The 26521-nt window shown below is 71.2% G+C and carries 24 protein-coding genes; 17 read left to right on the forward strand and 7 right to left on the reverse strand.

Annotated elements, in window-relative coordinates:
- The first annotated feature begins 73 nt into the window (after positions 1-73).
- From FQY79_RS00860 to metH, 3 genes are all read left to right on the forward strand, one after another.
- Entirely contained in the window at positions 74-1003 is a 930-nt protein-coding gene (locus tag FQY79_RS00860; RefSeq protein WP_146309879.1) for an ArsR/SmtB family transcription factor, read from the forward strand.
- Positions 1004-1023: 20 nt separating this feature from the next.
- Complete coding sequence (locus FQY79_RS00865; protein WP_146309881.1) at positions 1024-2103, forward strand: homocysteine S-methyltransferase family protein; 1080 nt, start codon at positions 1024-1026, stop codon at positions 2101-2103.
- A 109-nt stretch (positions 2104-2212) separates the two neighbouring features.
- Complete coding sequence (gene metH / locus FQY79_RS00870; protein ID WP_146309883.1) at positions 2213-4906, forward strand: methionine synthase; 2694 nt, start codon at positions 2213-2215, stop codon at positions 4904-4906.
- Between the two features lie 60 nt (positions 4907-4966).
- Here the strand turns inward: metH and FQY79_RS00875 are convergent, their stop codons facing one another.
- From FQY79_RS00875 to FQY79_RS00900, 6 genes are all read right to left on the reverse strand, one after another.
- Positions 4967-5560: a DUF2058 domain-containing protein gene (locus FQY79_RS00875; RefSeq protein ID WP_146309885.1), complete on the reverse strand. Its 594-nt coding sequence runs from the start codon at positions 5558-5560 to the stop codon at positions 4967-4969.
- A gap of 10 nt (positions 5561-5570) precedes the next feature.
- On the reverse strand, positions 5571-5786 hold the full coding sequence (locus FQY79_RS00880; protein ID WP_146309887.1) for a SlyX family protein: 216 nt from the start codon (positions 5784-5786) through the stop codon (positions 5571-5573).
- Entirely contained in the window at positions 5783-7141 is a 1359-nt protein-coding gene (locus FQY79_RS00885; protein WP_146309888.1) for a UDP-glucose dehydrogenase family protein, read from the reverse strand. The genes FQY79_RS00880 and FQY79_RS00885 overlap by 4 nt, the downstream gene beginning before the upstream one ends.
- Before the next feature lie 18 nt (positions 7142-7159).
- A complete protein-coding gene (gene bamJ / locus FQY79_RS00890) occupies positions 7160-8008 on the reverse strand; it encodes a BamJ family beta-barrel-assembly machinery protein (RefSeq protein WP_425463161.1) in 849 nt (282 codons plus the stop codon).
- Positions 8008-8937 carry an FKBP-type peptidyl-prolyl cis-trans isomerase gene (locus tag FQY79_RS00895; RefSeq protein WP_146309892.1) on the reverse strand — a complete coding sequence of 310 codons (930 nt, stop codon included), beginning with the start codon at positions 8935-8937 and terminating at the stop codon, positions 8008-8010. Before FQY79_RS00895 ends, bamJ begins: the two co-directional genes overlap by 1 nt.
- Positions 8938-9051: 114 nt before the next feature.
- Positions 9052-9615 (reverse strand): glutathione peroxidase, encoded by a 564-nt coding sequence (locus tag FQY79_RS00900; RefSeq protein ID WP_146309894.1) that lies wholly within the window; start codon positions 9613-9615, stop codon positions 9052-9054.
- 133 nt (positions 9616-9748) lie between these two features.
- On the opposite strand from FQY79_RS00900, the gene FQY79_RS00905 reads away from it, so the two are divergent.
- The 6 genes from FQY79_RS00905 (at position 9749) to FQY79_RS00930 (ending at position 14135) form a co-directional block, all read left to right on the forward strand.
- Positions 9749-10210 carry a hypothetical protein gene (locus tag FQY79_RS00905; protein ID WP_146309896.1) on the forward strand — a complete coding sequence of 154 codons (462 nt, stop codon included), beginning with the start codon at positions 9749-9751 and terminating at the stop codon, positions 10208-10210.
- A gap of 4 nt (positions 10211-10214) precedes the next feature.
- A complete protein-coding gene (locus tag FQY79_RS00910) occupies positions 10215-10586 on the forward strand; it encodes a GntR family transcriptional regulator (RefSeq protein WP_146309898.1) in 372 nt (123 codons plus the stop codon).
- Entirely contained in the window at positions 10583-11461 is an 879-nt protein-coding gene (locus FQY79_RS00915; protein ID WP_146309900.1) for an ABC transporter ATP-binding protein, read from the forward strand. Before FQY79_RS00910 ends, FQY79_RS00915 begins: the two co-directional genes overlap by 4 nt.
- Complete coding sequence (locus FQY79_RS00920) at positions 11458-12519, forward strand: hypothetical protein (RefSeq protein ID WP_246122959.1); 1062 nt, start codon at positions 11458-11460, stop codon at positions 12517-12519. The genes FQY79_RS00915 and FQY79_RS00920 overlap by 4 nt, the downstream gene beginning before the upstream one ends.
- A 92-nt stretch (positions 12520-12611) precedes the next feature.
- Entirely contained in the window at positions 12612-13397 is a 786-nt protein-coding gene (locus FQY79_RS00925) for a YggN family protein (RefSeq protein WP_146309902.1), read from the forward strand.
- Positions 13398-13433: 36 nt separating this feature from the next.
- Positions 13434-14135 (forward strand): YggN family protein, encoded by a 702-nt coding sequence (locus FQY79_RS00930; RefSeq protein ID WP_146309904.1) that lies wholly within the window; start codon positions 13434-13436, stop codon positions 14133-14135.
- Positions 14136-14154: 19 nt separating this feature from the next.
- On the opposite strand, the gene FQY79_RS00935 is transcribed toward FQY79_RS00930, so the two are convergent.
- Complete coding sequence (locus FQY79_RS00935) at positions 14155-15579, reverse strand: class II fumarate hydratase (RefSeq protein ID WP_146309907.1); 1425 nt, start codon at positions 15577-15579, stop codon at positions 14155-14157.
- 163 nt (positions 15580-15742) lie between these two features.
- Between FQY79_RS00935 and purB the strand changes: the two genes are divergently transcribed.
- From purB to lpdA, 8 genes are all read left to right on the forward strand, one after another.
- Positions 15743-17122 carry an adenylosuccinate lyase gene (purB, locus tag FQY79_RS00940; protein WP_146309909.1) on the forward strand — a complete coding sequence of 460 codons (1380 nt, stop codon included), beginning with the start codon at positions 15743-15745 and terminating at the stop codon, positions 17120-17122.
- Between the two features lie 3 nt (positions 17123-17125).
- Entirely contained in the window at positions 17126-17524 is a 399-nt protein-coding gene (locus tag FQY79_RS00945; RefSeq protein ID WP_146309911.1) for a VOC family protein, read from the forward strand.
- Positions 17521-18453 (forward strand): subclass B3 metallo-beta-lactamase, encoded by a 933-nt coding sequence (gene bla, locus FQY79_RS00950; RefSeq protein ID WP_146309913.1) that lies wholly within the window; start codon positions 17521-17523, stop codon positions 18451-18453. The genes FQY79_RS00945 and bla overlap by 4 nt, the downstream gene beginning before the upstream one ends.
- Positions 18450-19676 (forward strand): ribosomal protein uL16 3-hydroxylase, encoded by a 1227-nt coding sequence (locus tag FQY79_RS00955; RefSeq protein WP_146309915.1) that lies wholly within the window; start codon positions 18450-18452, stop codon positions 19674-19676. Before bla ends, FQY79_RS00955 begins: the two co-directional genes overlap by 4 nt.
- Entirely contained in the window at positions 19673-20584 is a 912-nt protein-coding gene (locus FQY79_RS00960) for a GNAT family N-acetyltransferase (protein ID WP_246122960.1), read from the forward strand. Before FQY79_RS00955 ends, FQY79_RS00960 begins: the two co-directional genes overlap by 4 nt.
- Positions 20585-20760: 176 nt before the next feature.
- Positions 20761-23586: a 2-oxoglutarate dehydrogenase E1 component gene (locus FQY79_RS00965; protein ID WP_146310789.1), complete on the forward strand. Its 2826-nt coding sequence runs from the start codon at positions 20761-20763 to the stop codon at positions 23584-23586.
- 36 nt (positions 23587-23622) lie between these two features.
- Complete coding sequence (gene sucB, locus FQY79_RS00970) at positions 23623-24861, forward strand: dihydrolipoyllysine-residue succinyltransferase (protein WP_146309916.1); 1239 nt, start codon at positions 23623-23625, stop codon at positions 24859-24861.
- Between the two features lie 117 nt (positions 24862-24978).
- Positions 24979-26421: a dihydrolipoyl dehydrogenase gene (gene lpdA / locus FQY79_RS00975; protein WP_146309918.1), complete on the forward strand. Its 1443-nt coding sequence runs from the start codon at positions 24979-24981 to the stop codon at positions 26419-26421.
- Positions 26422-26521 lie beyond the last annotated feature (100 nt).

A 26521-nucleotide genomic window follows, 5' to 3' on the forward strand; every position in this document is an offset into this window, starting at 1 on the left:
GGCGCGGTGGCGCGGCTTGACGGCCGGAGCCATGCCCCGGAGAATATCTCTATATCGCGATATGGAGATATGTATGGACCTGGAGGCCTGGTCCGCCCGGCTCAAGGTGCTGGCCGACCCCACCCGCGTGCGCCTGCTCGCGCTGCTGGAGGGCGAGGAACTCACCGTGGCCGAGCTCTCCGCCATCACCCGCCTGGCCCAGCCGCGGGTCTCGACCCACCTGGCCAAGCTCAAGGACGCCGGCCTGGTCCGCGACCGCCGCGCCGGCGTGTCCGCCTACTACCGCTTCGACCACGAATCGCTCGACCCCGCCCAGCGGGCCCTGTGGCAGGCCCTGTCCACCGGCAGCGACGATCCGCTGCTGCGCCAGGACGCCGAGCGCGTGGCCGGGGTGCTGGCGATGCGCGCCGCCGACCAGAACTGGGCCGACTCGGTCGCCGGCGACATGGAGCGCCACTACTCGCCCGGCCGCACCTGGGAGGCGCTGGCGCGCAGCGCCCTGCCCCTGCTCGAGACCGGCGACGTGCTGGACATCGCCTCGGGCGACGGGGTGCTGGCCGAGCTGCTCGCCCCGCACGCCCACCGCTACGTATGCGTGGACAGCAGCCCGCGGGTGGTCGCCGCCGCCGCCGAGCGCCTGCGCCGGTTCCGCAACGTCGAGGTGGTCGAGGGCGACATGCACGCCCTGCCCTTCGCCGAGGGCGAGTTCGACCTGGTGGTGCTGATGCACGCGCTGACCTACGCCGAGAAGCCGGCCCAGGCCGTGGCCGAGGCGGCGCGCGTGCTGCGGCCGGGCGGCCGGCTGCTGCTGTCGAGCCTGGCCCGGCACGAGCACCAGAACGTGGTCCAGGCCTACGGCCACATCAACCTGGGCTTCGGCGACAAGGAGCTGCGGCGCTTCGTCGCGCGCGCCGGCCTGGAGCTGCTCAACGCCGAGACCGTCACCCGCGAGAAGCGCCCTCCGCACTTCGAGGTGATCTCGCTGATCGCCCGCAAGCCCTGACCCGCGCCAGAGACCCCGCCATGCATCCCCTGCCCTGGCTCCATCCCGAACGCGTCGCCCTGCTCGAGGCTGCGCTGCGCGAGCGCATCCTGGTGATCGACGGCGCGATGGGCACCATGATCCAGCGCCACGGACTGCAGGAAGCCGACTACCGCGGCGAGCGCTTCGCCGACGGACACGACTCCACCCGCGAGCTTCCGGCCGGCGGCGGCCGCGAACTGCGCGGCAACAACGACCTGCTGCTGCTCACCCGCCCCGACGTGGTGGCGGGGATCCACGCCGCCTACCTGGACGCAGGTGCCGACCTGGTCGAGACCAATACCTTCAACGCCACCGCGCTCAGCCAGGCCGACTATGGCCTGGAGCACCTGGCATACGAGCTCAACCGCGAGGGCGCGCGCATCGCCCGCGAATGCTGTGCGGCGGCCGAGGCGGCCGAGCCGTCCCGGCCGCGGTTCGTGATCGGCGTGCTCGGCCCGACCAGCCGCACCGCGTCGATCAGCCCCGACGTCAACGATCCGGGCTTCCGCAACACCAGCTTCGACGAGCTGCGCGGCGTCTACCGCGAGGCGATCGAGGGCCTGCTCGACGGCGGCGCCGACACCCTGATGGTCGAGACCGTGTTCGACACGCTCAACGCCAAGGCCGCGCTGTTCGCGATCGAGGAGGCGTTCGAGGCGCGCGGCGGGCGGGTGCCGGTGATGGTGTCCGGCACCATCACCGACGCCTCCGGGCGGACCCTCTCGGGACAGACCGCCGAGGCGTTCCACGCCTCGATCGCGCACGCCCGCCCGCTGTCGGTGGGGCTCAACTGCGCGCTCGGCGCCAGGGACCTGCGTCCGCACGTCGAGACGTTGGCCCGGGTGGCCGACTGCCACGTCAGCACCCACCCCAACGCCGGCCTGCCCAATGCGTTCGGCGGCTACGACGAAACGCCGGAGGAAACGGCGGCGGTGCTGCGCGAGTTCGCCGAGGCGGGCCTGCTGAACCTGGTCGGCGGCTGCTGCGGCACCACGCCCGACCACATTCGCGCGATCGCCGGCGCGGTGGCGGGCCTGCCGCCGCGCCGTCTGCCGTCGGCGCCGGCCGTGGCCGCATGAGCGCGCCACGCGCGCACCTCCCGTCGTCCCGCCCCGCCCCGGCTGTCCGCCGAGCACGCGTGCCCCGGGCCCGCCCGGCACCGGGCGCCGGCACCCACGGATGAACCCGATGGCCTCCACTCCCGCACCCCGCCATACCCGCCTGTCCGGCCTCGAGCCGCTGGTCATCACCCCCGACCTGCTGTTCGTCAACATCGGCGAGCGCACCAACGTCACCGGCAGCGCGCAGTTCCGCAAGCTGATCAAGGAAGGCCGCTACGAGGAAGCGGTGGAGGTGGCGCGCCAGCAGGTGGCCAACGGCGCCCAGATCCTCGACGTGAACATGGACGAGGGTCTGATCGACTCGGAGGCGGCGATGGTCCGCTTCCTCAACCTGATCATGTCCGAGCCCGACATCGCCCGGATCCCGGTGATGGTGGACTCCTCGAAGTGGAGCGTGATCGAGGCCGGCCTCAAGTGCCTGCAGGGCAAGGGCGTGGTCAACTCGATCTCGCTCAAGGAAGGCAAGCAGGCCTTCGTCGAGCAGGCACGCACGATCCTGCGCTACGGCGCGGCGACCGTGGTGATGGCCTTCGACGAACAGGGCCAGGCCGACACCTGTGAGCGCAAGGTGGAGATCTGCACCCGCGCCTACCGGATCCTGGTCGACGAGGTCGGGTTCCCGCCCGAGGACATCATCTTCGACCCCAACATCTTCGCCATCGCCACCGGCATCGAGGAGCACGACAACTACGCGGTCGATTTCATCGAGGCCACGCGCATCATCAAGGCCACGCTGCCCCACTGCCACGTCTCGGGCGGCGTGTCGAACGTGTCGTTCTCGTTCCGCGGCAACGAGACCGTGCGCCAGGCGATCCACAGCGTGTTCCTGTACCACGCGATCCGCGCCGGCATGGACATGGGCATCGTCAACGCCGGCGCGCTGCCGATCTACGACGACCTCGATCCCGAGCTGCGCGAGCGGGTCGAGGACGTGGTGCTCAACCGCCGCCGCGACGCCACCGAGCGCCTGCTGGAACTGGCCGAGAAGTACAAGGGCAGCAAGGGCAAGGCGCGCGCCGAGGATCTGTCCTGGCGCGACAAGCCGGTGAACGCGCGCCTGGCCCACGCCCTGGTGCACGGGATCGACGGTTGGGTGGAGGAGGACACCGAGGAGGCGCGCCAGCAGTTCGCCAAGCCACTCGAGGTCATCGAGGGGCCGCTGATGGACGGCATGAACATCGTCGGCGACCTGTTCGGTGCCGGCAAGATGTTCCTGCCCCAGGTGGTGAAGTCCGCGCGGGTGATGAAGAAGGCCGTGGCCTACCTGCTGCCGTACATCGAGGCCGAGAAGCAGCGCAGCGGCGATGTCGGCAAGAACAATGGCAAGGTGGTCATGGCCACGGTCAAGGGCGACGTCCACGACATCGGCAAGAACATCGTCGGCGTGGTCCTGGCCTGCAACAACTTCGAGGTGATCGACCTCGGCGTGATGGTGCCGGCGCAGAAGATCATCGACACCGCGGTGGCGGTGAACGCCGACCTCGTCGGCGTGTCCGGCCTGATCACGCCCTCGCTGGAGGAGATGGGCCACGTCGCCCGCGAGATGCAGCGCCAGGGCCTGCAGGTGCCGCTGATGATCGGCGGCGCCACCACTTCGCGCGCGCACACCGCGCTCAAGATCGATCCGCACTACGAGGCGCCGACGATCTGGGTGAAGGACGCCTCGCGCGCGGTCGGCGTGGCCCAGTCGCTGGTCTCGCCCGAGCTGCGCGGGCCGTTCGTCGCCGCCAACGAGGCCGACTACGCCGAGATCCGCCAGCGCCACCGCAACCGCGGCGACGCCAAGCGGCTGGTGTCGCTGGAGCGGGCGCGCGCGCAAAAGTTCGACGGCGGCTGGGACGACTACGAACCCCCCGCGCCGCGCCAACCCGGCCTGCACGTACTGGACGACTATCCGCTCGAGGAGCTGGTGCGGTGCATGGACTGGACGCCGTTCTTCCAGGCCTGGGAGCTGGCCGGCCGCTACCCCGCCATCCTCGAGGACGCGGTGGTCGGCCGCCAGGCCACCGAACTCCACCGCGACGCGCGCGCGATGCTCGAGCGGATCATCGCCGAAAAGTGGCTGACCGCGCGCGGCGTGTTCGCGCTGTGGCCGGCGCAGAGCGTCGGCGACGACGTGGTCGTGCGCCACGACGGCGGTGAAGCGACCCTGCACTTCCTGCGCCAGCAGGTCGACAAGCCCGCCGACCGCCCCGACTTCTGCCTGGCCGACTTCATCGCCCCGCGCGACAGCGGTCGCCAGGACTGGATCGGCATGTTCGCCGTGACTGCCGGGATCGGCATCGAGCCGCACCTGGAGCGGTTCCAGGCCGACCACGACGACTACAACGCGATCCTGCTCAAGGCCCTGGCCGACCGCCTGGCCGAGGCCTTCGCCGAACGCCTGCACCAGCGCGTGCGCACCGAGTACTGGGGCTACGCCCCCGACGAGGCGCTCGACAACGAGGCCCTGATCGCCGAGCGGTACCGCGGCATCCGCCCTGCCCCGGGCTACCCGGCCTGCCCCGAGCACAGCGAGAAGGCCACCCTGTTCCGGCTGCTCGATGCCGAGCGTAACGCCGGCATGACCCTGACCGAGAGCTTCGCGATGCTGCCCACCGCCGCGGTGTCCGGCTACTACTTCAGCCACCCGCGCAGCCAGTACTTCGTGGTCGGCCGGGTGTCGAAGGAACAGGCCAAGGACTACGCCAGGCGCAAGGGCGTGGAACTGGCGCAGGTCGAGCGCTGGCTGGCCTCGAACCTCGACTACGACCCCGAATAACCGCGGACGCATCGCGCAGGGCGGCGCGGGCCCCGCACCGCGCCGCCCGCCGCCGGCGGGCTACCAGACCAGGTCGTCGGGCACCTGGTATTTCGGGTCGGCGTAGGCGTCGTCTTCCGCCGGCGCATCGGGGTCGACCTTGAGCGCGATCGCTTCGGGGAAGATCTCCTCCGCCCCCGCCAGGTCGGCCGCGGTCACCAGGCAGTAGCGGCCATTGATCTGGACCACGCCCAGCTCGCCGGCATTGAGCGCGCGCAGCTGTTCCTGGTTGACGTAGATGCGCTTGATCTTGCCGCCGTACTGGAAATGGCGGGCGATCTCGGCCTGCGGGTCGTTGAGCACCTTGCCCTGCAGGAACGCCTCCAGCTTCGCCCGCGCCTCGCGCCGCCTGCGCACCTGCTCCTGGCGTTCCCGCTCGGCGCGCAGGCGTTCCTCCTTCTCGCGCTGGGCACGGATGGCATAGGCCTTGGCCAGGTCGATGTCCTCGCGCGCGCGGCCGCCCCCGGCGCCCTTGCGCCCACCCTTCGGCGACGCCGGCTGCTGGCCGGCGCCACGGGAAGACCCGGGACGCTTTGGCCCCTTCGCCGGCCTGGCCGGCTTCGGCGCCGGCTTGAAGCCCAGGCCCAGCAACTGGTCGCGCAGGGAGTTGCCCATCGTCACTGCATCAGTAATGCGGGGGTGGCGGCTCGAGCGCGGGGTCGCCCGGCCCGTCGCCACGCACCAGTTTCAGGTCCTGGAGCACGCGCTTCAACAGCTCGGCGTTGGCCGCCGCCTCCAGCCGCGTCGCGGTCAGGGCCTCGTTCAGCTCCGAAATCGCCTGCTCCTGGAACGCCAGCCGCGTCTCCAGCTCCACCAGGCGCTGCTCGAGCGGGTGGGTCATCGCGCCCCTCCCCGGTTCCGGATCGACCGCCCGCGTCCGATCGCCCAATAGGCGATCCCCGCGGCCTCGACGTCCTCGGGTTCGTACAGGTTGCGCCCGTCGAACAGCACGGCGTCGCCCAGCACCTGGCGCAGGCGGGCGAAGTCGGGGCTGCGGAACTGCTTCCACTCCGTCACCACGGCCAGAGCGTCGGCACCTTCCAGCGCCTGCTCCGCCGCGTCGCACAGCACCAGGTCCGGCCGCTGGCCGAAGATCCGCCGGGCCTCGTCGCAGGCCTCGGGATCGAAGGCGCGGACCTTCGCCCCCGCGTCCCACAGCTGTTGCAACAACCTACGGCTGGATGCCTCGCGCATGTCGTCGGTGTCGGGCTTGAACGCCAGCCCCCAGATCGCGAACGTCTTGCCGCGCAGGACGGCGGCTCCGCCATAGTGGCGCAACACCAGTTCGAACAGGTGGCCCTTCTGCCGCTCGTTCACCGCCTCCACCGCCTTGAGCAGCAACGGATCGAGCCCGTTCTGGGCGGCGGTCCTCGCCAGCGCCTGCACGTCCTTGGGGAAGCACGAGCCCCCATAGCCCGCGCCCGGGTAGATGAAATGCCAGCCGATGCGCGGATCCGATCCGATACCCCTGCGCACGTGCTCGACGTCCGCGCCCACCGCTTCGGCGATCCGGGCGATCTCGTTCATGAAGCTGATCTTGGTCGCCAGCATCGCGTTCGCCGCGTACTTGGTCAGCTCCGCCGAGCGCACGTCCATCACCACGATGCGGTCGTGGCTGCGGTTGAACGGCGCGTACAGCTTGCGCAGGCGCTCGATCGAGGCCGGATTGCTGCTGCCAAGCACGATCCGGTCCGGTCGCATGCAGTCCTCGACCGCCGCGCCCTCCTTCAGGAACTCCGGGTTGGACACCACGTCAAACACGACGTCCATCCCGCGCGCGGCCAGTTCGCCGGCGATCGTTTCGCGCACCTTGTCCGCGGTGCCCACCGGCACGGTGGACTTGTCGACCACGATCGCCGGCGCCTGCAGGTGGCGGCCGATGGTGCGTGCCACCGCCAGCACGTACTGCAGGTCGGCGCTGCCATCCTCGTCGGGCGGCGTGCCCACCGCGATGAAGATGATCTCTGCGCCCGCGATCGCCTCTCCGGCGTCGGTGGTGAACTTCAGTCGACCCTCGGCATGGTTGGCCTTGACCATGGGCTCCAGGCCCGGCTCGTAGATCGGGATGATCCCCTGCCGAAGCCCTTCGATCTTGCCCTGGTCGACATCCACGCAGGTGACCTCGTGGCCGACCTCGGCCAGGCAGGTGCCGCTGACCAGTCCGACGTATCCAGTTCCGAAGATGGCGACGTGCATTCTCTGCGGGCTCCTGGCTCAGCCGCCGGGGCGGACGATGTCGAGTAGTTCGACTTCGAACACCAGGGTGGCGTTGGGACCGATCGGGCCGCCCGGGGTGCCGCCCTCGCCGTAACCGAGTTGAGCCGGGATCCACAGCCGGTACTTGCTGCCCACCGGCATGAGCTGCAGGCCTTCCTGCCAGCCCGGCACCACCTGGTTGAGCGCGAACTCGACCGGCTCGCCGCGCGCGTAGGAGTCGTCGAACACCTCGCCGTCGAGCAGGGTGCCGCGGTAGTGCACGCGCACCGTGTCGGTGGCTGACGGCTTCGGCCCGTCGCCCGGTTCGAGCACCAGGTACTGCAGGCCCGATGCGGTCGTCTGCACGCCTTCCTTGCCCGCGTTCTCGGCCAGGAAGCGCTCGCCGGCCTGCGCGTTCTCCTCGGCCATGCGCGCGAACTCCTCCATCTGCCTGGCCTGCATGCGCATGCCGAAGCCCTGCATCACTTCCATCACGTCCTGCTGGGACAGCAGCGGCTCCTTGCCGTCGACGGTGCTGCGCACGGCCTTGAACACGGTGGCCAGGTCGACTTCGTCCCTGACCCCCTTGAGGCTTTCGCCGATCTGCATGCCGATCGCGTAGCTGACCTGCTCGCGCTCGGTCCTCATGCCGCCGCGCTCGGGGACCTGGGCCGATTCCTCGGCCTCCGTCCCGTCCCTGGCGATCGGCTTGCCGGTCTCCTTGTCGAGCGGCTGGCAGGCCGCCAGGGTCCCCGCGACGGCGAACGCGAGCACGGCCAGGGGGATGGAACGCTTGGAAACTGTCATGGGGAAACTCCAGTGCGACATACGGCGGGGGCGGCGGCGCCGACGCGCCGCGGGGGACATCAGGGAATGGCGAGCAGTTCGACCTCGAACACCAGGGTGGCGTTGGGGCCGATCAGGGGCGGGCTCCCGTTCCTGCCGTAGGCCAGCTCGCCCGGGATCCAGAAACGGTAGTGGGACCCCACCGGCATCAGGGTCAGGCCCTCCGTCCAGCCCGCGATCACCTCGTTGAGACCGAACTCGGCCGGCTGGCCGCGGGCGTAGGAACTGTCGAATTCGGTGCCATCGAGCAGGGTACCGCGGTAATGCACCTGGACCCGATCGCCCGGGCGCGGACGCGGGCCGGAACCGGCGCGCAACACGCTGTACTGCAGCCCGGAGGCGGTGGCGAATACGCCCCTTTCGGCGCGGTTGCGGGCCAGGAACTCCTGGCCCTCGATGCGGTTGGCCTCGGCCATGCGCTCGGCCTGGCGGCGCGTATGGCGCTCCAGGGCCTCGCGCGCCTCGGACGCCTGGTCGGTGGACAGCAGCGGCGTGCCGCCCTCGATCACCGTGCGCACCGCCTGCACCAGCACCGGAACGTCCAGGGTGTCGGCCAGCGGACGCAGCGAGCGCCCCATCTGGTGTCCGGTCAGCAGGCCGACCTTCACCGGGTCGACCGGCGGCGGCACCGAACCCGGCGCCATCCCGGGCACCCGGCGCCCGCCGCGCGCGGCCATCCGCTGCGCCAGCGCCTGACCCAGCTGCAGCGCCTCTTCCTGGTCCACCAGGGCCTCGCCACCGCCGATCGCGTGGGCGATGGCGCGCTCGAAGCTCGCATAGTCCAGGTCCGGCCCCACCTCGGCCAGCGACCGGCCGATGTCCATGCCCACGACGTAGCTGATCTGCTGGCGTTCTCCCGCAAGGCCGGCCACGGCCTGGGCCAGCGCGGCCCCGGCTCCCGCCAGGGCGATCAGGCACAGCGCGGCGGCGCCACGCGCAAAACGGTTCATTCGACTGGACACTCCGGCACGCGCCGCAGGCGCGGCGCAAGGGGCGCTATTGTCGCGGCCGGCGCCCGCCTCGGCAATCGCGGACCCGGGCCGCGACAAACGCGGTTCAGCACGTCAATCCGCGGGGACCGGCGCCCGGAGTGCGCGCTCGATCGCCTCGACGATGCGTGGATCCTCCGGCGATGTGCGGCTTTCCCACGAGCCGATGACCTTGCCGTCGCGCCCGACCAGGTACTTGTGGAAGTTCCACCGCGGCCAGTGGCCGGTGGCGTCGGCCAAGTCGCGGAACAGCGGCGTGGCCTGGTCGCCGACCACGTGCACGCGCTCGAACATGGGGAACTTCACCCCGTAGGTCAGGGTGCAGAACTCCATGATCTTCTCCTCGTCCTCGTATTCCTGGCCGCGGAAATCCGCCGACGGGAAGCCAAGCACCGAGAAGCCGCGCTCGCGGTAGCGCGCGTGCAGGGCCTCCAACCCCTCGAACTGCGGGGCCAGCCCGCACTTGCTGGCGGTGTTGACGATCAGCAGTACCTGCCCGCCGTAGGTGGCCGCCAGATCGACCGGGGTCTTGCCCGTCAGCGGCCGGTAGCTGCGCTCGAGCAAGCCGGATGCCGCAGCCGGCGCGGCCAACGCCAGCAGCAACGGCAACAGGATGTATCTCATTGTTTTCATGGGCATTTCCGCCAATGATCAGGGGGAATGGCGCGAGACCATGACTTCGGTTGGGGCAATCGGGAGCCCCGGGGGCTTGCAATGGCCTGTCTTGGTGTTATAGTTGAATACAACACCTATCCACCAAGGCAGACACGCCATGAACCGCAAGCTGCGCAACACGATACTGGCTTTCTCGGTCACCGGCATGGTGCTGGCGGTTGGCCTGATGGCCGCGCACCCGGTCGTGCCGGGGCAGTCCCCCCACGCCGCGGGTGTCGCCGCCGGGGCCGCGTCGGCGCCGACAGCGAAGGCGCGGACTGCCGCGGCCACGCCGGCCGGCAAGATCGAGACCCGGGTGCGTGTCGCGGACCAGGCCGCCCTGGTCGATGCGGAGGCGGTCAGGGAGGTGGTGGCGCTCACCGTGGACCTGGTGGCCATCGCCCTCGCCGACAGCCTCGAGGCCGCCCGCGCACTTTCCACCGGATCCGAGGCGGCAGGCACGGACGTCCGCCAGGACGAGCCGCCCGTCCGCCAGCCGCGCAGCCGCGGCCACACGGTGCGCAACGCCATTGCCGTGCCCTATTTCTCGTTCGCCCGCGGCGCCGGCGGCCGGAGCTGAAGCCATGACCAATATCCAATGGAGCGACGGCGCTCCGATCTACCGCCAGCTGAAGGAACGCGTGATCGCGATGATGCTCGACGGGGTCCTCAAGCCGGGCGACGCCCTGCCCTCGGTGCGGCAGGTCGCGGCCGAGTACCAACTCAATCCGATCACCGTCTCGCGCGCCTACCAGGAGCTGGCAGACGAGGCGCTGGTCGAAAAACGAAGGGGACTGGGCATGTACGTCACTGAAGAGGCAGCCAGGAAACTGTTGATCAACGAACGCGAGCGATTCCTGCGCGAGGAGTGGCCGCTGGTGCTCGAGCGCATCCAGCGGCTGGGCCTGGCGCTGGAGGACCTGATGCAGGCTTCGGGCCAGGGAGGCAAGCGATGAACGCCGCTGCTGAATCGATGGCGGTGGTCGAGGCGCGCGGGCTGCGCAAGGCCTACCGGGCCAAGGTCGCGCTCGACGGGGTCGGCTTCCGGATCGAGTCCGGACGCATCGTGGGCCTGATCGGCCCCAACGGCGCCGGCAAGACCACCGCGCTCAAGGCGATGCTGGGGCTGATCCCGTTCGACGGCGCGCTCCAGGTGCTCGGGCGCGATCCGCGCACCGAGCGCGACGACCTGATGCGCGACGTGTGCTTCATCGCCGACGTGGCGGTGCTGCCGCGCTGGATGCGGGTGCGCGAAGCGATCGACTTCGTCGCCGGCGTCCACCCGCGCTTCGACCGCGCCCGCTGCGAGCGCTTCCTCGCCAACACCCAGCTCAACCCCAGGCAGCGGGTGCGCGAACTGTCCAAGGGCATGATCGTGCAGCTGCACCTGGCGCTGGTGATGGCGATCGACGCCCGCCTGCTGGTGCTCGACGAGCCCACCCTCGGCCTGGACATCCTCTACCGCAAGCAGTTCTACCAGCGCCTGCTGGAGGACTACTTCGACGAACGCAAGACGATCATCGTCACCACCCACCAGGTCGAGGAGATCGAGCACATCCTCACCGACGTGATGTTCATCCGCGACGGCAAGGTGGTGCTCGACGCGCCGATGGAGGACCTTGGCGAGCGGTTCGTCGAGGTGCTGGTCGACGCCAACCAGGCCGAGGCCGCGCGCCAGCTCGGGCCGCTGGACGAGCGCTCGCTGCCGTTCGGCAAGACCGTGATGCTGTTCGACGGCGTGTCCCAGGCCGCGCTGTCGCCCTACGGCGAAACCCGCACCCCGGGCCTGGCCGATCTGTTCGTCGCCACGATGAAGGGAACCTACGCATGAACGTCATCGTCGATACCCTGCCCGAGACCCCGCGCCCGACCGCGCGGATCACGGCGGCACGCCGCTTCGGCTGGCTGCTGCGCCGCGAGTTCTGGGAACACCGCGGCGGCTTCCTCTGGGCGCCGCTGGTCGCCGGGGCGGCCTCCCTGGTGCTGTCGGCGATGGGCATCGTGCTGGCGATGGTGGCCGCGCGCGGCAAGTTCCGCGGCGACACCGAGATCACCCTGCACGATGGCACCTCCGTCAGCATCAACGGCCTGGACCTGAACATGCTGACCTCGCGCATGGGCCACGAGGAGCTGGCGCGGCTGGGCGACGGCATCGACCTGACCCTGATCATGGCGTCGGGCTGGCCGTTCCTGGTGCTCGCGTTCGTGGTGTTCTTCTACTGCCTGGGCGCGCTGTACGACGAGCGCAGGGACCGCAGCGTCCTGTTCTGGAAATCGTTGCCACTCTCCGACGGCGAGACCGTGCTGTCCAAGGTCGCCAGCGCCGTCCTGGTCGCGCCCCTGCTCGCCACGATCGCCTCGATCCTGACCATGTTCGGCTTCCTGGTGCTGGTCAGCCTGGTGGTGCTGTTCTACGGCGGCAACCCGGTGACCCTGCTCTGGGGACCGGCCAGCCCGCTGCTGCTGTCGCTGCAGTACCTGGCCGCGATCCCAGTGTACGCGCTGTGGGCGCTGCCGACCGTCGGCTGGCTGCTGCTGTGCTCGTCCTGGGCGCGCAGCAAGCCGTTCCTGTGGGCGGTGGTGCTGCCGCTGCTGGCCGGGATCCTGGTGGCGTGGCTGGAGTTCCTGGGGGTGCTGGGCGATGTCACATGGCCGTTCTTCCGCAACGTGGTGCTGCGCGCGCTGACCAGCATCTTCCCGATGACCTTCATGGACTTCGAATACCTGCGGGACGTGGACTTCAGCCTGCCCGGCGCGGCCCGGCAGCTGATGAGCCCGGCCGGCGTGTACCGCAACCTGGCCAGCGTGGACCTGTGGGGCGGGGTGTTGGCGGGCGCGGCCATGATCTTCGCCGCCGTGCGCCTGCGCCGCTGGCGCGACGAGGGCTGACCGGGGCGGACGGCCGGGCCCGGCGGCCCGGCCGTCACACCGGCGCCATCGCCACCGTCACCGCGAGACCATCCATCCATCGGGATACCGCCATGAAGACCATCGCCACCCTCGTCCTGGCCGCCTCCCTGCCGCTGCTGGCCGGCTGCGGGCGCGACGACCCTGCCCCCGGTTCCGCGGACGCGGTCCGGCCCACCACCGCGCTGGGCCGGACCGTGGCCAGGGCCATGGAGGACGCGCGGCGCGAGCTGCGCGAGGGCGACCTGAGCCTCAACCACCACTACGACGTCCGCATCGGCGGCGCACGCGTGCGCCAGCGCGGTGACGACTCGCTACCGCCCGCCAGCATCACCCCGCAGGGCGACCTGGTGGTCGCCGGGGAGACGGTGACCCGGACCGAACACGAGCGCGCCCTGGCCCGCGCGTACCGCGAAGCGCTCATCGACGTCGCCGAGCGTGGCATGGACCTGGGGGTGCGGGGCGTGGACATGGGCATGCGCGCCGCGAGCGAGGCGATCGCCGGCCTGTTCCGCGGCGACCACGAGGAGATCGAGGCGCGGGTCGAGGCCGAGGCGCGCAAGATGGAGGCCGAGGCGATGAAGCTGTGCGACCGCCTGCCCCGCCTGCTCGAGGCGCAGCAGGCACTCGCCGCCGCGCGCCCGGAGTTCGCGCCCTACGCGCGCATGACCGTCAACGACATCGAGGACTGCCGCAAGGACATCGCGCAGGACATGGCCGAGCAGGCAGCGTCGGCGGAGCACACCGAAACGCGCAGCGGCCGCCGCCTTGATCCCGCGGCCGAAGCCGACGCCGCGGCCGCGACCGGGGCGTCCGCCGACCGCCCCGGCGCCGCCGCGGACCGCGACCCCACACGCTGACCCGCCGCCACGCATCCGGACCAACGGAGCACGCCCATGCCGTCGACCTCCTTCCGCCTGCCCGCCTGCCTGGCCATCGTGCTGGCCGCCGCATGCGCCGCGCCGGCAGTCCCGGCCGCCACCACCCCGCGGGGCATCTCCGGAGAGATCCGCGAAGACATGGACCAGGCCCGCCGCGAGATGCGCGCCGACCTCGCCGCCGCCCGCGCCGAGCTGGTCCAGGGCAACCTGGAACTGGGCCAGTCGCCGGCGGTCGCGCGGCGCAAGGCGCCGGCGGCCGATGCCCCGCCGAAGGGCGAGATCACCCCGGCCGGCGACCTGCTGGTCGACGGCCGCGCGGTCCCGGTCGACCTTGGACAGCGTCGCCAGCTCCAGGCCTACCGCGCGCAGGTGGTCGAACTGGCGCTGCTCGGGATCGACGCCGGTGAACAGGCCGCGGAGGCGGCCATCGACGCCGTCGACCACGGCCTGTTCCGGCTCCTGTTCGATGCCGCCACCGGCCGCCTGGAGCGGCGCGTGGAGCGCACGGTCAAGCGCACTCTCGCGCCGCAGATCGAACGGATCTGCCACCGCCTGCCCGACCTGCTCGAATCGCAGCGGCGCCTGGCCGACTCGGTGCCCGAGTTCCGCCCCTACGCCACGCTCGACCCTGGCGACGTCGACGAGTGCGCGCGCGAGGTCCGGCGCGGGCTGGCGCGGGACGGCGTGCGCCGGACCCGCCGCGCCGACACCGGCTGACGCGTCCGCCCCGCCCGGCTCAGCCGCCGGCGCCGGCCCCGCCGTGGATCCCGCCCCGGGTCAGCGCCCGCGGATCGAGCAGGCGCCGCAGCTCGGCGGCGTCCAGGCCGCTGTCCTCCAGCGCCACATCGAATACCGGCCGGTTCTCGGCGTAGGCGCGCTTGGCGATCGCCGCCGCGCGGGCGTAGCCGATTACCGGGTTGAGCGCGGTGACCAGGATCGGATTGCGGTCGAGCGCGGCGTCGATGTTGTCGCGCCGCAGTTTCAGCCCGTCGATGCAGCGGTCGGCCAGCAGCCTGCTGGCGTTGGCCAGCAGGCCGATCGAATCGAGCAGGTTCACCGCGATCAGCGGCAGCGCCACGTTGAGCTGGAAGTTGCCGGTCTGCCCGGCCACGGTGATCGCGGTGTGGTGGCCGATCACCTGCGCGGCCACCATCACCACTGCCTCGGGCACCACCGGGTTGACCTTGCCGGGCATGATCGAGCTGCCCGGCTGCAGCGCCGGCAGCTCGATCTCGCCGAGCCCGGCGAGCGGGCCGGAGTTCATCCAGCGCAGGTCGTTGGCGATCTTGATCAGGGCCACCGCCAGCGCGTTGAGCTGGCCCGACAGCTCGACCGCGTCGTCCTGCGAGGCGATGCCTTCGAAGCGGTCGGCGGCCGGCTCGAACCGTGTCCCGGCCAGCCGGGACAACTCGCGCACGACGCGGTCGCCGAACTTCGGGTGGGCGTTGATGCCGGTGCCGACCGCGGTGCCGCCGATGGGCAGCCGCCGCAGCCGCGCCAGCGCGTCGCCGATGCGCGCCTCGGCCGAGGCCAGTTGCGACGACCAGGCCCCGAATTCCTGGGCGAAGGTGAGCGGCATCGCGTCCATCAGGTGGGTGCGGCCGGTCTTGACCACCCTGCCGAAGGCCCGCGCGCGCCGGTCGATGGCCTTGCGCAGGTGGCGCAGCGCGGGCAGCAGGTCCTCGACCACGGCCAGTTGCGCCGAGACCCGGATCGCGGTCGGGACCACGTCGTTCGAGCTCTGGCCGAGGTTGACGTGGTCGTTCGGGTGGACCTTGCGGCGGCTGCTGGAGGCCAGCGCGGCGATCACCTCGTTGGCGTTCATGTTCGACGAGGTGCCCGAGCCGGTCTGGTAGACGTCGACCGGGAACTGCGCATCGTGCCGCCCTTCCGCCACCGCCAGCGCGGCCCGGCGGATCGCGGTGGCGGTGTCCTGCGGCAGCAACCCGAGGGCACCGTTGGTCCCCGCGGCGGCGGCCTTCACCAGCCCCAGGGCGCGGATGAACCCGCGCGGCATCGGCCGGCCCGACAACGGGAAGTTGAGCACCGCGCGCTGGGTCTGCGCGCCCCAGAGCGCGCCGGCCGGCACCTCGAGTTCGCCCATGCTGTCGCGTTCGATGCGGCGCCCTGCGCCCGCGGTCCGTGGCTTCGCCCTGGCCATCGCTGCGTCTCCGGAGTCGTCTGCGGCGGCATCGACGCCGCCGTGGGGAAGCATACGTGAGCCGCGCGGGCGCGCCATGCGTCCGCGCGGGGCGCGGGCCGCGGGCCCGCCTGCCTGCGCCGGACACTAGAATAGGCGGCCCGCCCCGCGCCGGACTCCCCGCATGACCACATCCCCGCACGACGCCACCCTGCTCGCCCTGTCTCCGCTGGACGGCCGCTATGCCTCCAAGGCCGCGGCGCTGCGCCCGGTGTTTTCCGAGTTCGGGCTGATCCACGCCCGGGTGCGGGTGGAGATCGAATGGCTGCTGGCGCTGGCCGCCGAGCCGGGCGTGGCCGAGCTGCCGCCCTTCGACGCCGCGCAGGCCGACGCGCTGCAGGCGCTGTGGCGCGGGTTCTCCCCGGCCGACGCCGCGCGGGTCAAGGAGATCGAGCGCACTACCAACCACGACGTCAAGGCGGTCGAGTACTTCATCAAGGAGCGGCTGCAGGCGCGCCCGGACCTGGCCCAGGCGCTGGAGTTCGTGCACTTCGCCTGCACCAGCGAGGACATCAACAACCTTGCCTACGCGCTGATGCTCGAGCGCGCCCGGCGCGAGGTGCTGCTTCCGCGGCTGGACGAGGTGGTGACGAAGCTGCGCGCGATGGCCCACGAGCACGCCGGCCTGCCGATGCTCTCGCGCACCCACGGCCAGAGCGCCTCGCCGACCACGGTGGGCAAGGAGATCGCCAACGTGGTCGCGCGCCTGCAGCGCCAGCGCGACCAGCTGGCCGGGATCGCCATCTGCGGCAAGATCAACGGCGCGGTGGGGAACTACAACGCCCACGTCGCCAGCTACCCGGACGTGGACTGGCCCGCGTTCGCACGCCGTTTCGTCGAGTCGCTGGGACTGGAGTTCAACCCCTACACCACCCAGATCGAACCGCACGACTACATCGCCGAACTGTGCGACGCGCACAAGCGCATCGGCACCATCGCGATCGACCTGTGCCGCGACGTCTGGGGCTACATCTCGCTGGGCTACTTCAGGCAGGCGGTGGTCGCCGGCGAGGTCGGCAGTTCGACCATGCCGCACAAGGTCAACCCGATCGATTTCGAGAACGCCGAAGGCAACTTCGGTATCGCCAACGCCCTGTTCGAGCACTTCGCGGCCAAGCTCCCGATCAGCCGCTGGCAGCGCGACCTCACCGACTCGACCGTGCTGCGCGCCCTGGGCACGGCCTTCGGCCACGCCCTGATCGGCTTGGACGCGCTGCTGCGCGGCCTGGGCAAGCTCGGCGCCAATCCCGAGCGCCTGGCCGCCGACCTCGATGCCTCGTGGGAGGTGCTGGCCGAGGCGGTGCAGACGGTGATGCGCCGCCACGGCCTGCCCAACCCCTACGAGCAGCTCAAGGCGCTGACCCGCGGCCAGGGCATCACCGCCGAGTCGATGCGCGCCTTCATCCAGTCGCTGGAGCTGCCCGAGGCGGACCGCCAGCGCCTGCTGGCGATGACCCCGGCCAGCTACACCGGCCTGGCCTCGGAGCTGGCCTCAGGCATCTGACCCATGCGCCTGCTGCTGAACATCGACGTCCCCGATCTGGCCGCGGCCAGGCGGTTCTACGTCGAAGCGTTCGGCCTGCGCGACGGACGCCGCCTGGGCGACGGCGTGCTCGAACTCCTGGGCGCCCAAGCGCCCATCTACCTGCTGCAGAAGCCGACCGGGAGCCTGGGTACCGGCGACCAGCCGCGCACCTATGCCCGGCACTGGACGCCGGTGCACGTGGACGTGGTGGTCGACGACCTCGACACCGCGCTGGCGCGCGCGCTCGACGCCGGCGCCCGCCAGGAAGGCGGGGTGCGCGAGGCGGCCTGGGGCCGGATCGCGCAACTGGCCGATCCCTTCGGCCATGGCTGGTGCCTGCTGCAGTTCCTCGGCAAGGGTTACGACGAGATCACGACATGACACGACGCTTCCCCATCGCATGCGCCGCCCTGGTCGCGCTGGCGGCCTGTTCTGCCGGCGATGCGCCCGCACCCACGGCCGCGGCGCAGGACGGGCCGGCCTCCGCCGCGGCGTCGGCGGACTGGCCGATCCCCGCCTGCCGCGACGATTCGGGCTGGGACGATCCGGCCACGCCGTTCCACGTCCACGGCAACACCTGGTACGTCGGCACCTGCGGCATCAGCGCCCTGCTGGTGACCTCGCCCGACGGGCACGTCGTGGTCGACGGCGCCACGCCGGCGGCGGGGGAGCAGATCCTGGCCAACATCCGCACCCTCGGCTTCGACCCCGCGGACGTGCGCGCGATCGTGTTCTCGCACGAGCACTTCGACCACGTCGGCGGCCTGGCCGCGGTCCAGGCGGCCACCGGCGCGCCGGTCTACGCGCCCCCGGAGGCGATCGAGACCCTGCGGCGCGGCGCCAGCGACGAAAGCGACCCGCAGTTCGGCCTGCTCGACGACTTCGCCCCGGTCGCCGACGTGCGCCCCATCCCGGCCTCCGGCATCGTGCATGCGGGCGGTATCGAGCTGCACGCAGTCCCCACCCCCGGCCATGCGGCCGGCGGCACCAGCTGGACCTGGCGCTCGTGCGCCGGCGACGACTGCCAGCCTCTGGTCTACGCGGACAGCCTGACCGCGGTGTCCAGGGACGACTTCCGCTTCAGCGACCATCCCGGGGCGGTGGCGCGGCTGCGCGAGAGCGTCGCCCGGGTCGCGGCCCTGGACTGCGGGATCCTGGTGACGCCGCATCCCTCCGCCAGCGGCCTGTGGGCGCGGCTGGGCCCGGACGCCACCCGCCCGCTGGCCGACCCCGGCGCCTGCGCGGCCTATGCACGCGCCGCCGAGGAGCGCCTCGGGCGCCGCCTCGCCAGCGAAGGGGCGAACCCATGAGCCGGGCCACGCGCACCGGCCGGACGAAGGCCCCGACGCCGCCCATCGAAGTCCGGGCCGGTCGCCACCGCCCGCTGGGGATGGCGCCGGCGCGCTTCCTGCGCGACTACTGGCAGAAGCGTCCAGTGCTCATCCGCGGCGCCTTCCCCGGCTTCGTGACCCCGATCGAGCCCGAGGACCTGGCCGGCCTGGCCTGCGAGGAACTCGCACTGTCGCGGCTGATCCAGCACGACCGCGCACGCGACGCCTGGCGCGTGCGCACCGGCCCCTTCCCCGAGGAACTGTTCCCGACCCTGGGCGACCGTGACTGGACCCTGCTGGTCCAGGACGTGGACAAGTGGGATGCCGACGTGGCCGCGCTGCTGCCGCACTTCGATTTCATCCCGCGCTGGCGCATCGACGACATCATGGTCAGCTTCGCCGCCACCGGCGGCTCGGTCGGCGCCCACACCGACCAGTACGACGTGTTCCTGCTGCAGGCCCAGGGCCGCCGCCGCTGGCTGATCGACGCCGGACCGGACCCCCGGCTCGATTTCCGGGACGACGTCGACATCAAGCTGCTGCGCGAGTTCACGCCCAGCCACGACTGGGTGCTCGAACCCGGCGACATGCTCTACCTTCCGCCTGGCGTGCCCCACCACGGCATCGCCGAGGATCCCTGCCTGACCTTTTCGGTGGGCATGCGCGCCCCGTCCGCGGCCGAGCTGATGGGCGACTACATCGACACCCTCGCCGCCGAGGCCGACGAGTCAGTGCGCTACACCGACCCCGACCTGGCCCCGCCGGAAGACCCCAACGAGATTGACGCCGCCGCCATGGCGCGCGTGGTCGAGGCGCTCAACGCGCTGCGCTTCCGCGACCCGGACCGGCTGGGCGACTGGTTCGGCCGCTTCATCACCCGCTACCGCAGCGTGGACGTGGTTGCCGGCGACGGCGAGCCTCCGTCCCGGATCGAGGTGGAGTGGTCGCTCCAGCGCGGCGGCGGCGTGCTCCAGCGGCACCCGTTCTCGCGCATGGCCTGGCGCCGGGCGGCCGATGGCGCGCGCCTGTACGTCTCCGGGCAGGACTTCCCGCTGCCGCCCGCGGACGCGCGGCGCATCGCCGCCAGCGAGCGCATCGACGGCGCGCTCTACGCCGCGCTCTCCCCCGCCGGACGCGATGCGGTGCACGCACTGCTGCTGGCCGGCAGCTACCAGTGGCTGCCGGAGGGGGACGCGGGGTGAACCCGCCCGGCCCGTTCCAGGTGGTCGCCGTCGACCACGACGCCGCGCGGCCGCAGCTGCGCGCGGTGCGCGAGGCGGTGTTCATCCGGGAACAGGGCGTGCCCGCCGGGATCGAGATCGACGACCTGGACCCGCGCTGCCGGCACGTGCTGGCGCGCGACCGGCACGGCCGCCCGATCGGGACCGCGCGCCTGGCCCCCGACGGCCGGATCGGGCGGATGGCGGTGCTGCCCGAATGGCGCGGCCACGGCGTGGGCAGCGCCCTGCTGCACGCGCTGCTGCGGATCGCGCGCGGGCAGGGCCTGTCCCGGGTGAACCTGCATGCGCAGGCGGGCGCGATCGACTTCTACCGGCGGCATGGCTTCGTCCCGGTCGGCCCACCGTTCATGGAGGCCGGCATCGAGCACCAGGCGATGGCGCAGCGGCTGGACCGGCCGGTCGAAGTCCACGACCGCGCCGGCGCGGTGGCGGCGACCGTGGCGGTGGTCGCCGCCGCGCGCAGGCGGCTGTGGATCCACAGCCGCGCGCTCGACCCGGGCCTGTACGACCATCGGCGGGTGCTCGCGGCACTGCGCCGGTTCGCCACCGGCGGCCACGGCCCGCAGGTGCGCGTGCTGCTGCACGACGCCCTCGCCGCCCAGCGTGCGCACGCGCCGCTGATCGCGCTGGGCCAGCGCCTGCCCAGCGTGTTCGCGTTCCGCGAGGTCGAGGACCCGGTGGATCGCGACTGCCCCTCGGCCCTGGTCGCCAACGATGCCGGCGGTTACTTCCTGCGTCCGCTCGGCCACCGTTTCGATGGCGAAACGGAGCATCACGCCCGCGCCCGTGCCCGCCAGCTCAGCGCCGGGATCGACGAGGTCTGGGAGCGCGCCCGGTCCTGCAGCGAGCTGCGCGCGCTGTCGCTGTGACTACCTTCGCACCTGTCCCGACCCCGACCGCGACCCGGCCCAGCCCAAAGCATGTGATGCAAGTACATATGCCTCGTGGCTATAATGTTGCGCGCGATTCAATCACCTTCTCCGAAACCGGAAAATCTTTCCGGATCAGCCATTTGCCTCCCCCCTACGAGTCCCAGACGCCCGACGTGGACAGTCTTCTCAAGCAGTTTGCGCAGTCCTCCCAGCTTGGCGCCAATGCCGCCTACATCGAGGACCTCTACGAACAGTATCTCGTCTCTCCCGACAGCGTCGGACCGCGCTGGAAAGCCTGGTTCGACGGCTTCGGCGGCCGCGAGGCCGGGGACGTGCCGCACTCGGCGGTGGCCCAGGCGGTGGCCGAGGCCGGCCGCCTGGCGGCGCGCGGAGTGGCGGTATGCGGGACCAGCGACGAGCGCGAGCGCCACGTCGGCCGCCTGATCACCGCCTACCGCTCGCGTGGCCACCTCGGTGCCAGGCTCGACCCCTTGGGGCTGAGCGAGCCGATGAACCCGCCCGACCTCGGGCTGCCGTTCCACAGCCTGTCCGAGTCCGACCTCGACACCGAGTTCAGCACCGGCGGCGTCGCCGGCCAGCCGCGGATGAAGCTGCGCGACCTGCTGGCCCGGCTCAAGGCGACCTACACCGGGCCGATCGGCGCCGAGTTCATGCACATCCCCGAGGTCGAGCAGCGCCAGTGGCTCTACCAGCGGCTGGAAGCGGCCGGGGGCGACTACAACCTCAGCGCAGAAGACAAGCGCCGCGTGCTCGAGCGTCTCACCGCCGCCGAGGGCCTGGAACGCTACCTGCACACCAAGTACGTGGGCCAGAAGCGCTTCTCGCTCGAGGGCGGCGACTCGCTGATCCCGCTGCTCGACACGGTGGTCCGCAGCGCGGGCATGGACAAGGTCAAGGACATCGTGATCGGCATGGCCCACCGCGGCCGCCTCAACGTGCTGGTCAACACCCTGGGCAAGAACCCGCGCGTGCTGTTCGACGAGTTCGAGGGCAAGTTCGAGCTCAACGAACTCGCCCACGCCGGCGACGTGAAGTACCACATGGGCTTCTCGGCCGACATCGCCACCCCGGGCGCGCCGGTGCACCTGGCGCTGGCGTTCAACCCCTCGCACCTGGAAATCGTCGACCCGGTGGTCGCCGGCTCGGTGCGCTCGCGCCAGGAGCGCCGCCGCGACGCCGAGCGCCGCCAGGTGATGCCAGTGCTGATCCACGGCGACGCCGCCTTCGCCGGCCAGGGCGTGGTGATGGAACTGTTCCAGATGTCCAAGGCCCGCGGCTTCGACGTCGGCGGGACCGTGCACGTGGTGGTCAACAACCAGGTCGGCTTCACCACCAGCAACAAGGAAGACGCGCGCTCCACGCTCTACTGTACCGACGTGGCGAAGATGGTCGGCGCACCGATCTTCCACGTGAACGCCGACGACCCGGAGGCGGTGGTGTTCGTGGCGCGCCTGGCCTACGAGTTCCGCCAGCAGTTCCGCAAGGACGTGGTCATCGACCTGTTCTGCTACCGCCGCCACGGCCACAACGAGGCCGACGAGCCGTCCGCGACCCAGCCGTTGATGTACCGCACCATCCGCAGGCACCCGACCACCCGCGAACTGTACGCGGAGCGGCTGGCAAAGGAAGGCGTCGTGTCGGCGGAGGAGGCCAAGGCCCTGGTCGACCGTTACCGCGACAAGCTCGACGCGGGCGAGGTGACCACCGAGCTGGCCGAGTCCAAGCCCGAGGACTACGAGCTCACCATCGACTGGTCGAGGTACCTGTCGGGCAAGCTGTCCGACGCGGTCGACACCCGCTTCGACAAGGACGCGCTCGTCGACCTGGCCCGCAGGATCGCCACCCTGCCCGCGGACCTGCAGCTGCATCCGCGGGTCGCGAAGATCTACGAGGACCGCCTGAAGATGGCGGCCGGCGAACTCCCCGGCGACTGGGGCTTCGCCGAGAACCTCGCCTACGCGACCCTGCTCTCCGAGGGCCACGGCCTGCGCCTGGTGGGCCAGGACTCGGGGCGCGGCACCTTCTTCCACCGCCACGCGATCCTGCACGACCAGACCACCGACCGCTTCTACATGCCGCTGCGCCAGCTGGTCGAGCAGCCCGAGCGCTGCACCATCATCGACTCGCTGCTCAGCGAGGAAGCGGTGATGGCGTTCGAGTACGGCTTCTCCACCGCCGACCCGAACACGCTCGACATCTGGGAGGCGCAGTTCGGCGACTTCGCCAACGGCGCCCAGGTGGTGATCGACCAGTTCATCGCCTCCGGCGAGGCCAAGTGGGGCCGCGTGTCGGGGCTCACCCTGCTGCTGCCGCACGGCTACGAAGGCCAGGGCCCCGAGCACAGCTCGGCGCGACTGGAGCGCTTCCTGCAGCTGTGCGCGCTCGACAACATGCTGGTGTGCGTGCCGACCACGCCCGCGCAGTGCTTCCACATGCTGCGCCGGCAGATGAAGATGAACGTGCGCAAGCCGCTGGTGGTGATGAGCCCGAAGTCGCTGCTGCGCCACAAGCTGGCCGTGTCCACGCTCGACGAGTTGGCCAACGGCGAGTTCCAGCACCTGATCCCCGACGCCTCGGCCGACCCGAAGAAGGTCACCCGCGTGGTGCTGTGCTCGGGCAAGGTCTACTACGACCTGCTCGAAGACGCCCGCAAGCGGGGCCAGGACAATGTCGCCCTGGTGCGCGTGGAGCAGCTGTATCCGTTCCCGCGCGAACTGCTCGCCGCCGAACTGAAGAAGTACGGCAAGGCCGCGGAGGTCGTGTGGTGCCAGGAAGAGCCGCAGAACCAGGGCGCTTGGTACCAGATCAAGCACCACCTGCAGGCCTGCCTGGCCAAGGGCCAGGCGCTCAGCTACGCCGGCCGCAGCCGCTCGCCCTCGCCCGCCGTCGGCCATTTCGCCGACCACGTCGAGGAACAGAACCGGCTGGTCGCGCAGGCCCTGATCGACCCGCCCGGCGACCAGATCGCCTCCGAATAACACCGCCCGACCCCATAGCATCAAGGACGCCGTCCCATGGCCACCGAAGTCAAAGTCCCGGTCCTTCCCGAATCCGTGTCCGACGCCACCATCGCCGGCTGGCACAAGAAGGTCGGGGATGCCGTCAGCCGCGATGAGAACCTGGTCGACCTGGAGACCGACAAGGTCGTGCTCGAGGTCCCCTCGCCGGTCGACGGCGTGCTGAAGGAGATCAAGTTCTCCGAAGGCGACACCGTCACCAGCCAGCAGGTGCTGGCGGTCATCGAGGAAGGCGCCGCGAAGGCCGCCGACGCGGGCGGCGAAGCGGCCAAGGAAGGCAAGCGCGCCGCCGGCCACGAGGAAGTGCAGGAGAAGAAGGGCGCCGCGAAGGCGGAAGCCGCCGCCCCGTCCTCCACCCACCCCGCCCCGGTGTCGTCGGGCAAGACCGCCGACCTGCCGCCGGGCGCCCGCTTCACCGCCGAGAAGGAAGGCATCGACCCCGCGCAGGTGCAGGGCACCGGCCGCCGCGGCGCGGTGACCAAGGAGGACCTGGTCAACTTCGCCGCCGGCCGCACCGGCGCGGTCGCCGGCGGCGCGCGCCCCGAGGAGCGGGTGCCGATGACCCGCATCCGCAAGCGCATCGCCGAGCGCCTGATGCAGTCGAAGGAGTCGATCGCGATGCTGACCTCGTTCAACGAGGTCAACCTCGGCAAGGTCATGGCCCTGCGCAAGGAGCTGGGCGAGCAGTTCCAGAAGGAGCACGGCATCAAGCTCGGCTTCATGAGCTTCTTCGCCAAGGCCGCCGCCAACGCGCTGCAGCGCTTCCCGATCATCAACGCCTCGGTCGACGGCGACGACATCATCTACCACGGCTACGCCGACATCTCGGTGGCGATCTCCACCGACCGCGGCCTGGTCACGCCGGTGCTGCGCAACGTCGAGCGCATGAGCTTCGCCGAGATCGAGCAGGGCATCGCCGACTACGCCAAGGCCGCGCGCGAGGGCGGGCTCAAGCTCGAGGACCTGCAGGGCGGCACGTTCACCATCACCAACGGCGGCACCTTCGGCTCGCTGTTCTCGACCCCGATCGTGAACCCGCCGCAGTCGGCGATCCTCGGCATGCACGCGATCAAGGAGCGCGCGATCGTCGAGAACGGCCAGGTCGTGGCCGCGCCGATGATGTACATCGCGCTGTCCTACGACCACCGCATCATCGACGGCAAGGACGCGGTCCTGTTCCTGGTCGACATCAAGAACCAGCTCGAGAACCCCGGCCGCATGGTGCTGGGCCTCTGAGCCCGGCACAGCCGCGGCGGGTGCCCCGGCCGGCCTCCCCCGGCCGGCCGCAGCGGCAACCCGGCACCGGCCCCACCCGCCGCGCGCCGGCGGCCACGAACCAGCAGAGCGAATGAAATGAGCGAGCAGCAGCAATTCGACGTTGTCGTCATCGGCGCCGGCCCCGCCGGCTACCACGCCGCGATCCGCGCGGCGCAGCTGGGCATGAAGGTCGCCTGCGTCGACGCCGCGCTCGGCAAGGACGGCAAACCGGCCCTCGGCGGCACCTGCCTGCGCGTGGGCTGCATTCCGTCCAAGGCGCTGCTCGACTCCTCGCACCAGTACCACAACCTGGTGCACTCGTTCGCGCAGCACGGCATCAGCGCCAGCAACCCGAAGATCGACGTGCCGACGATGATCGCCCGCAAGGACGGCATCGTGAAGCAGTTCACCGGCGGCATCGCGATGCTGTTCAAGGCCAACAAGGTCGCGGCCTTCCACGGCTTCGCCACCCTGCACCCGGACCGCGTCGTCAAGGTGAAGCAGCACGATGGCGGTGAGGTCGAGCTGGCCGCGGCCAACGTGATCATCGCCGCCGGGTCCGACTCGATCGAGCTGCCGTTCGCGAAGTTCGACGGCGAGTACATCGTCGACAACGTCGGCGCGCTGGACTTCACCGGGGTGCCGAAGCGCCTGGCGGTGATCGGCGCCGGCGTGATCGGCCTGGAGCTGGGCAGCGTCTGGCGCAGGCTGGGCGCCGAGGTCACCATTCTCGAGGCGCTGCCGGAGTTCCTGCCGGCCGCCGACGCCGAGGTCGCCAGGCTGGCCGCGCGCGAGTTCAAGAAGCAGGGCCTGGACATCCAGCTCGGTGCCAAGGTCAGCAAGGCCGAGGTCACCGGCAAGGGCAAGAAGAAGGAAGTCACCCTCACCTACGCCGGCAAGGACGGCGAGCAGACCCTGGTCGTCGACCGGCTGCTGGTGGCAGTGGGCCGCCGTGCCGCGACGAAGGGCCTGCTGGCCGAGGGCACAGGGGTCAAGCTCAACGACCGGGGCCAGATCGAGGTCGACGAGCACTGCCACACCGGCGTGGACGGCGTGTGGGCGATCGGCGACTGCGTGCGCGGGCCGATGCTGGCGCACAAGGGCTTCGAGGAAGGCATCGCGGTGGCCGAGCTGATCGCCGGCCTGCCCGGCCACGTCAACCTCGAGACCATCCCCTACGTCATCTACACCTCGCCGGAGATCGCCTGGGTCGGCAGGACCGAGCAGCAGCTCAAGGCCGAGGGCGTGCCATACAAGGCCGGCAGCTTCCCGTTCGCCGCGGTCGGCCGCGCGGTGGCGATGGCCGAGCCGACCGGCTTCGTGAAGGTGCTGGCGCACGCCGAGACCGATCGGGTGCTGGGCATGCACCTGATCGGCGCCAATGTCTCGGAGCTGGTGCACGAGGGCGTGCTGACGATGGAGTTCAAGGGCTCGGCCGACGACCTGGCCCGCATCTGCCACGCCCATCCCAGCCTGTCGGAGGCCGTGCACGACGCCGCCATGGCGGTGGACAAGCGCGCGATCCACAAGGCCAACTGAGGCCGGCTGCCCGACCGGCCCGCCCCGCGGGCCGCCCCTGGACGCCGGGCCCTGCCCGGCGTCTGCGTTTCCCGGCCCCACCCTTCCCACGAACGGTCCC

Source organism: Luteimonas wenzhouensis (assembly GCF_007859305.1).
Classification (GTDB): domain Bacteria; phylum Pseudomonadota; class Gammaproteobacteria; order Xanthomonadales; family Xanthomonadaceae; genus Luteimonas; species Luteimonas wenzhouensis.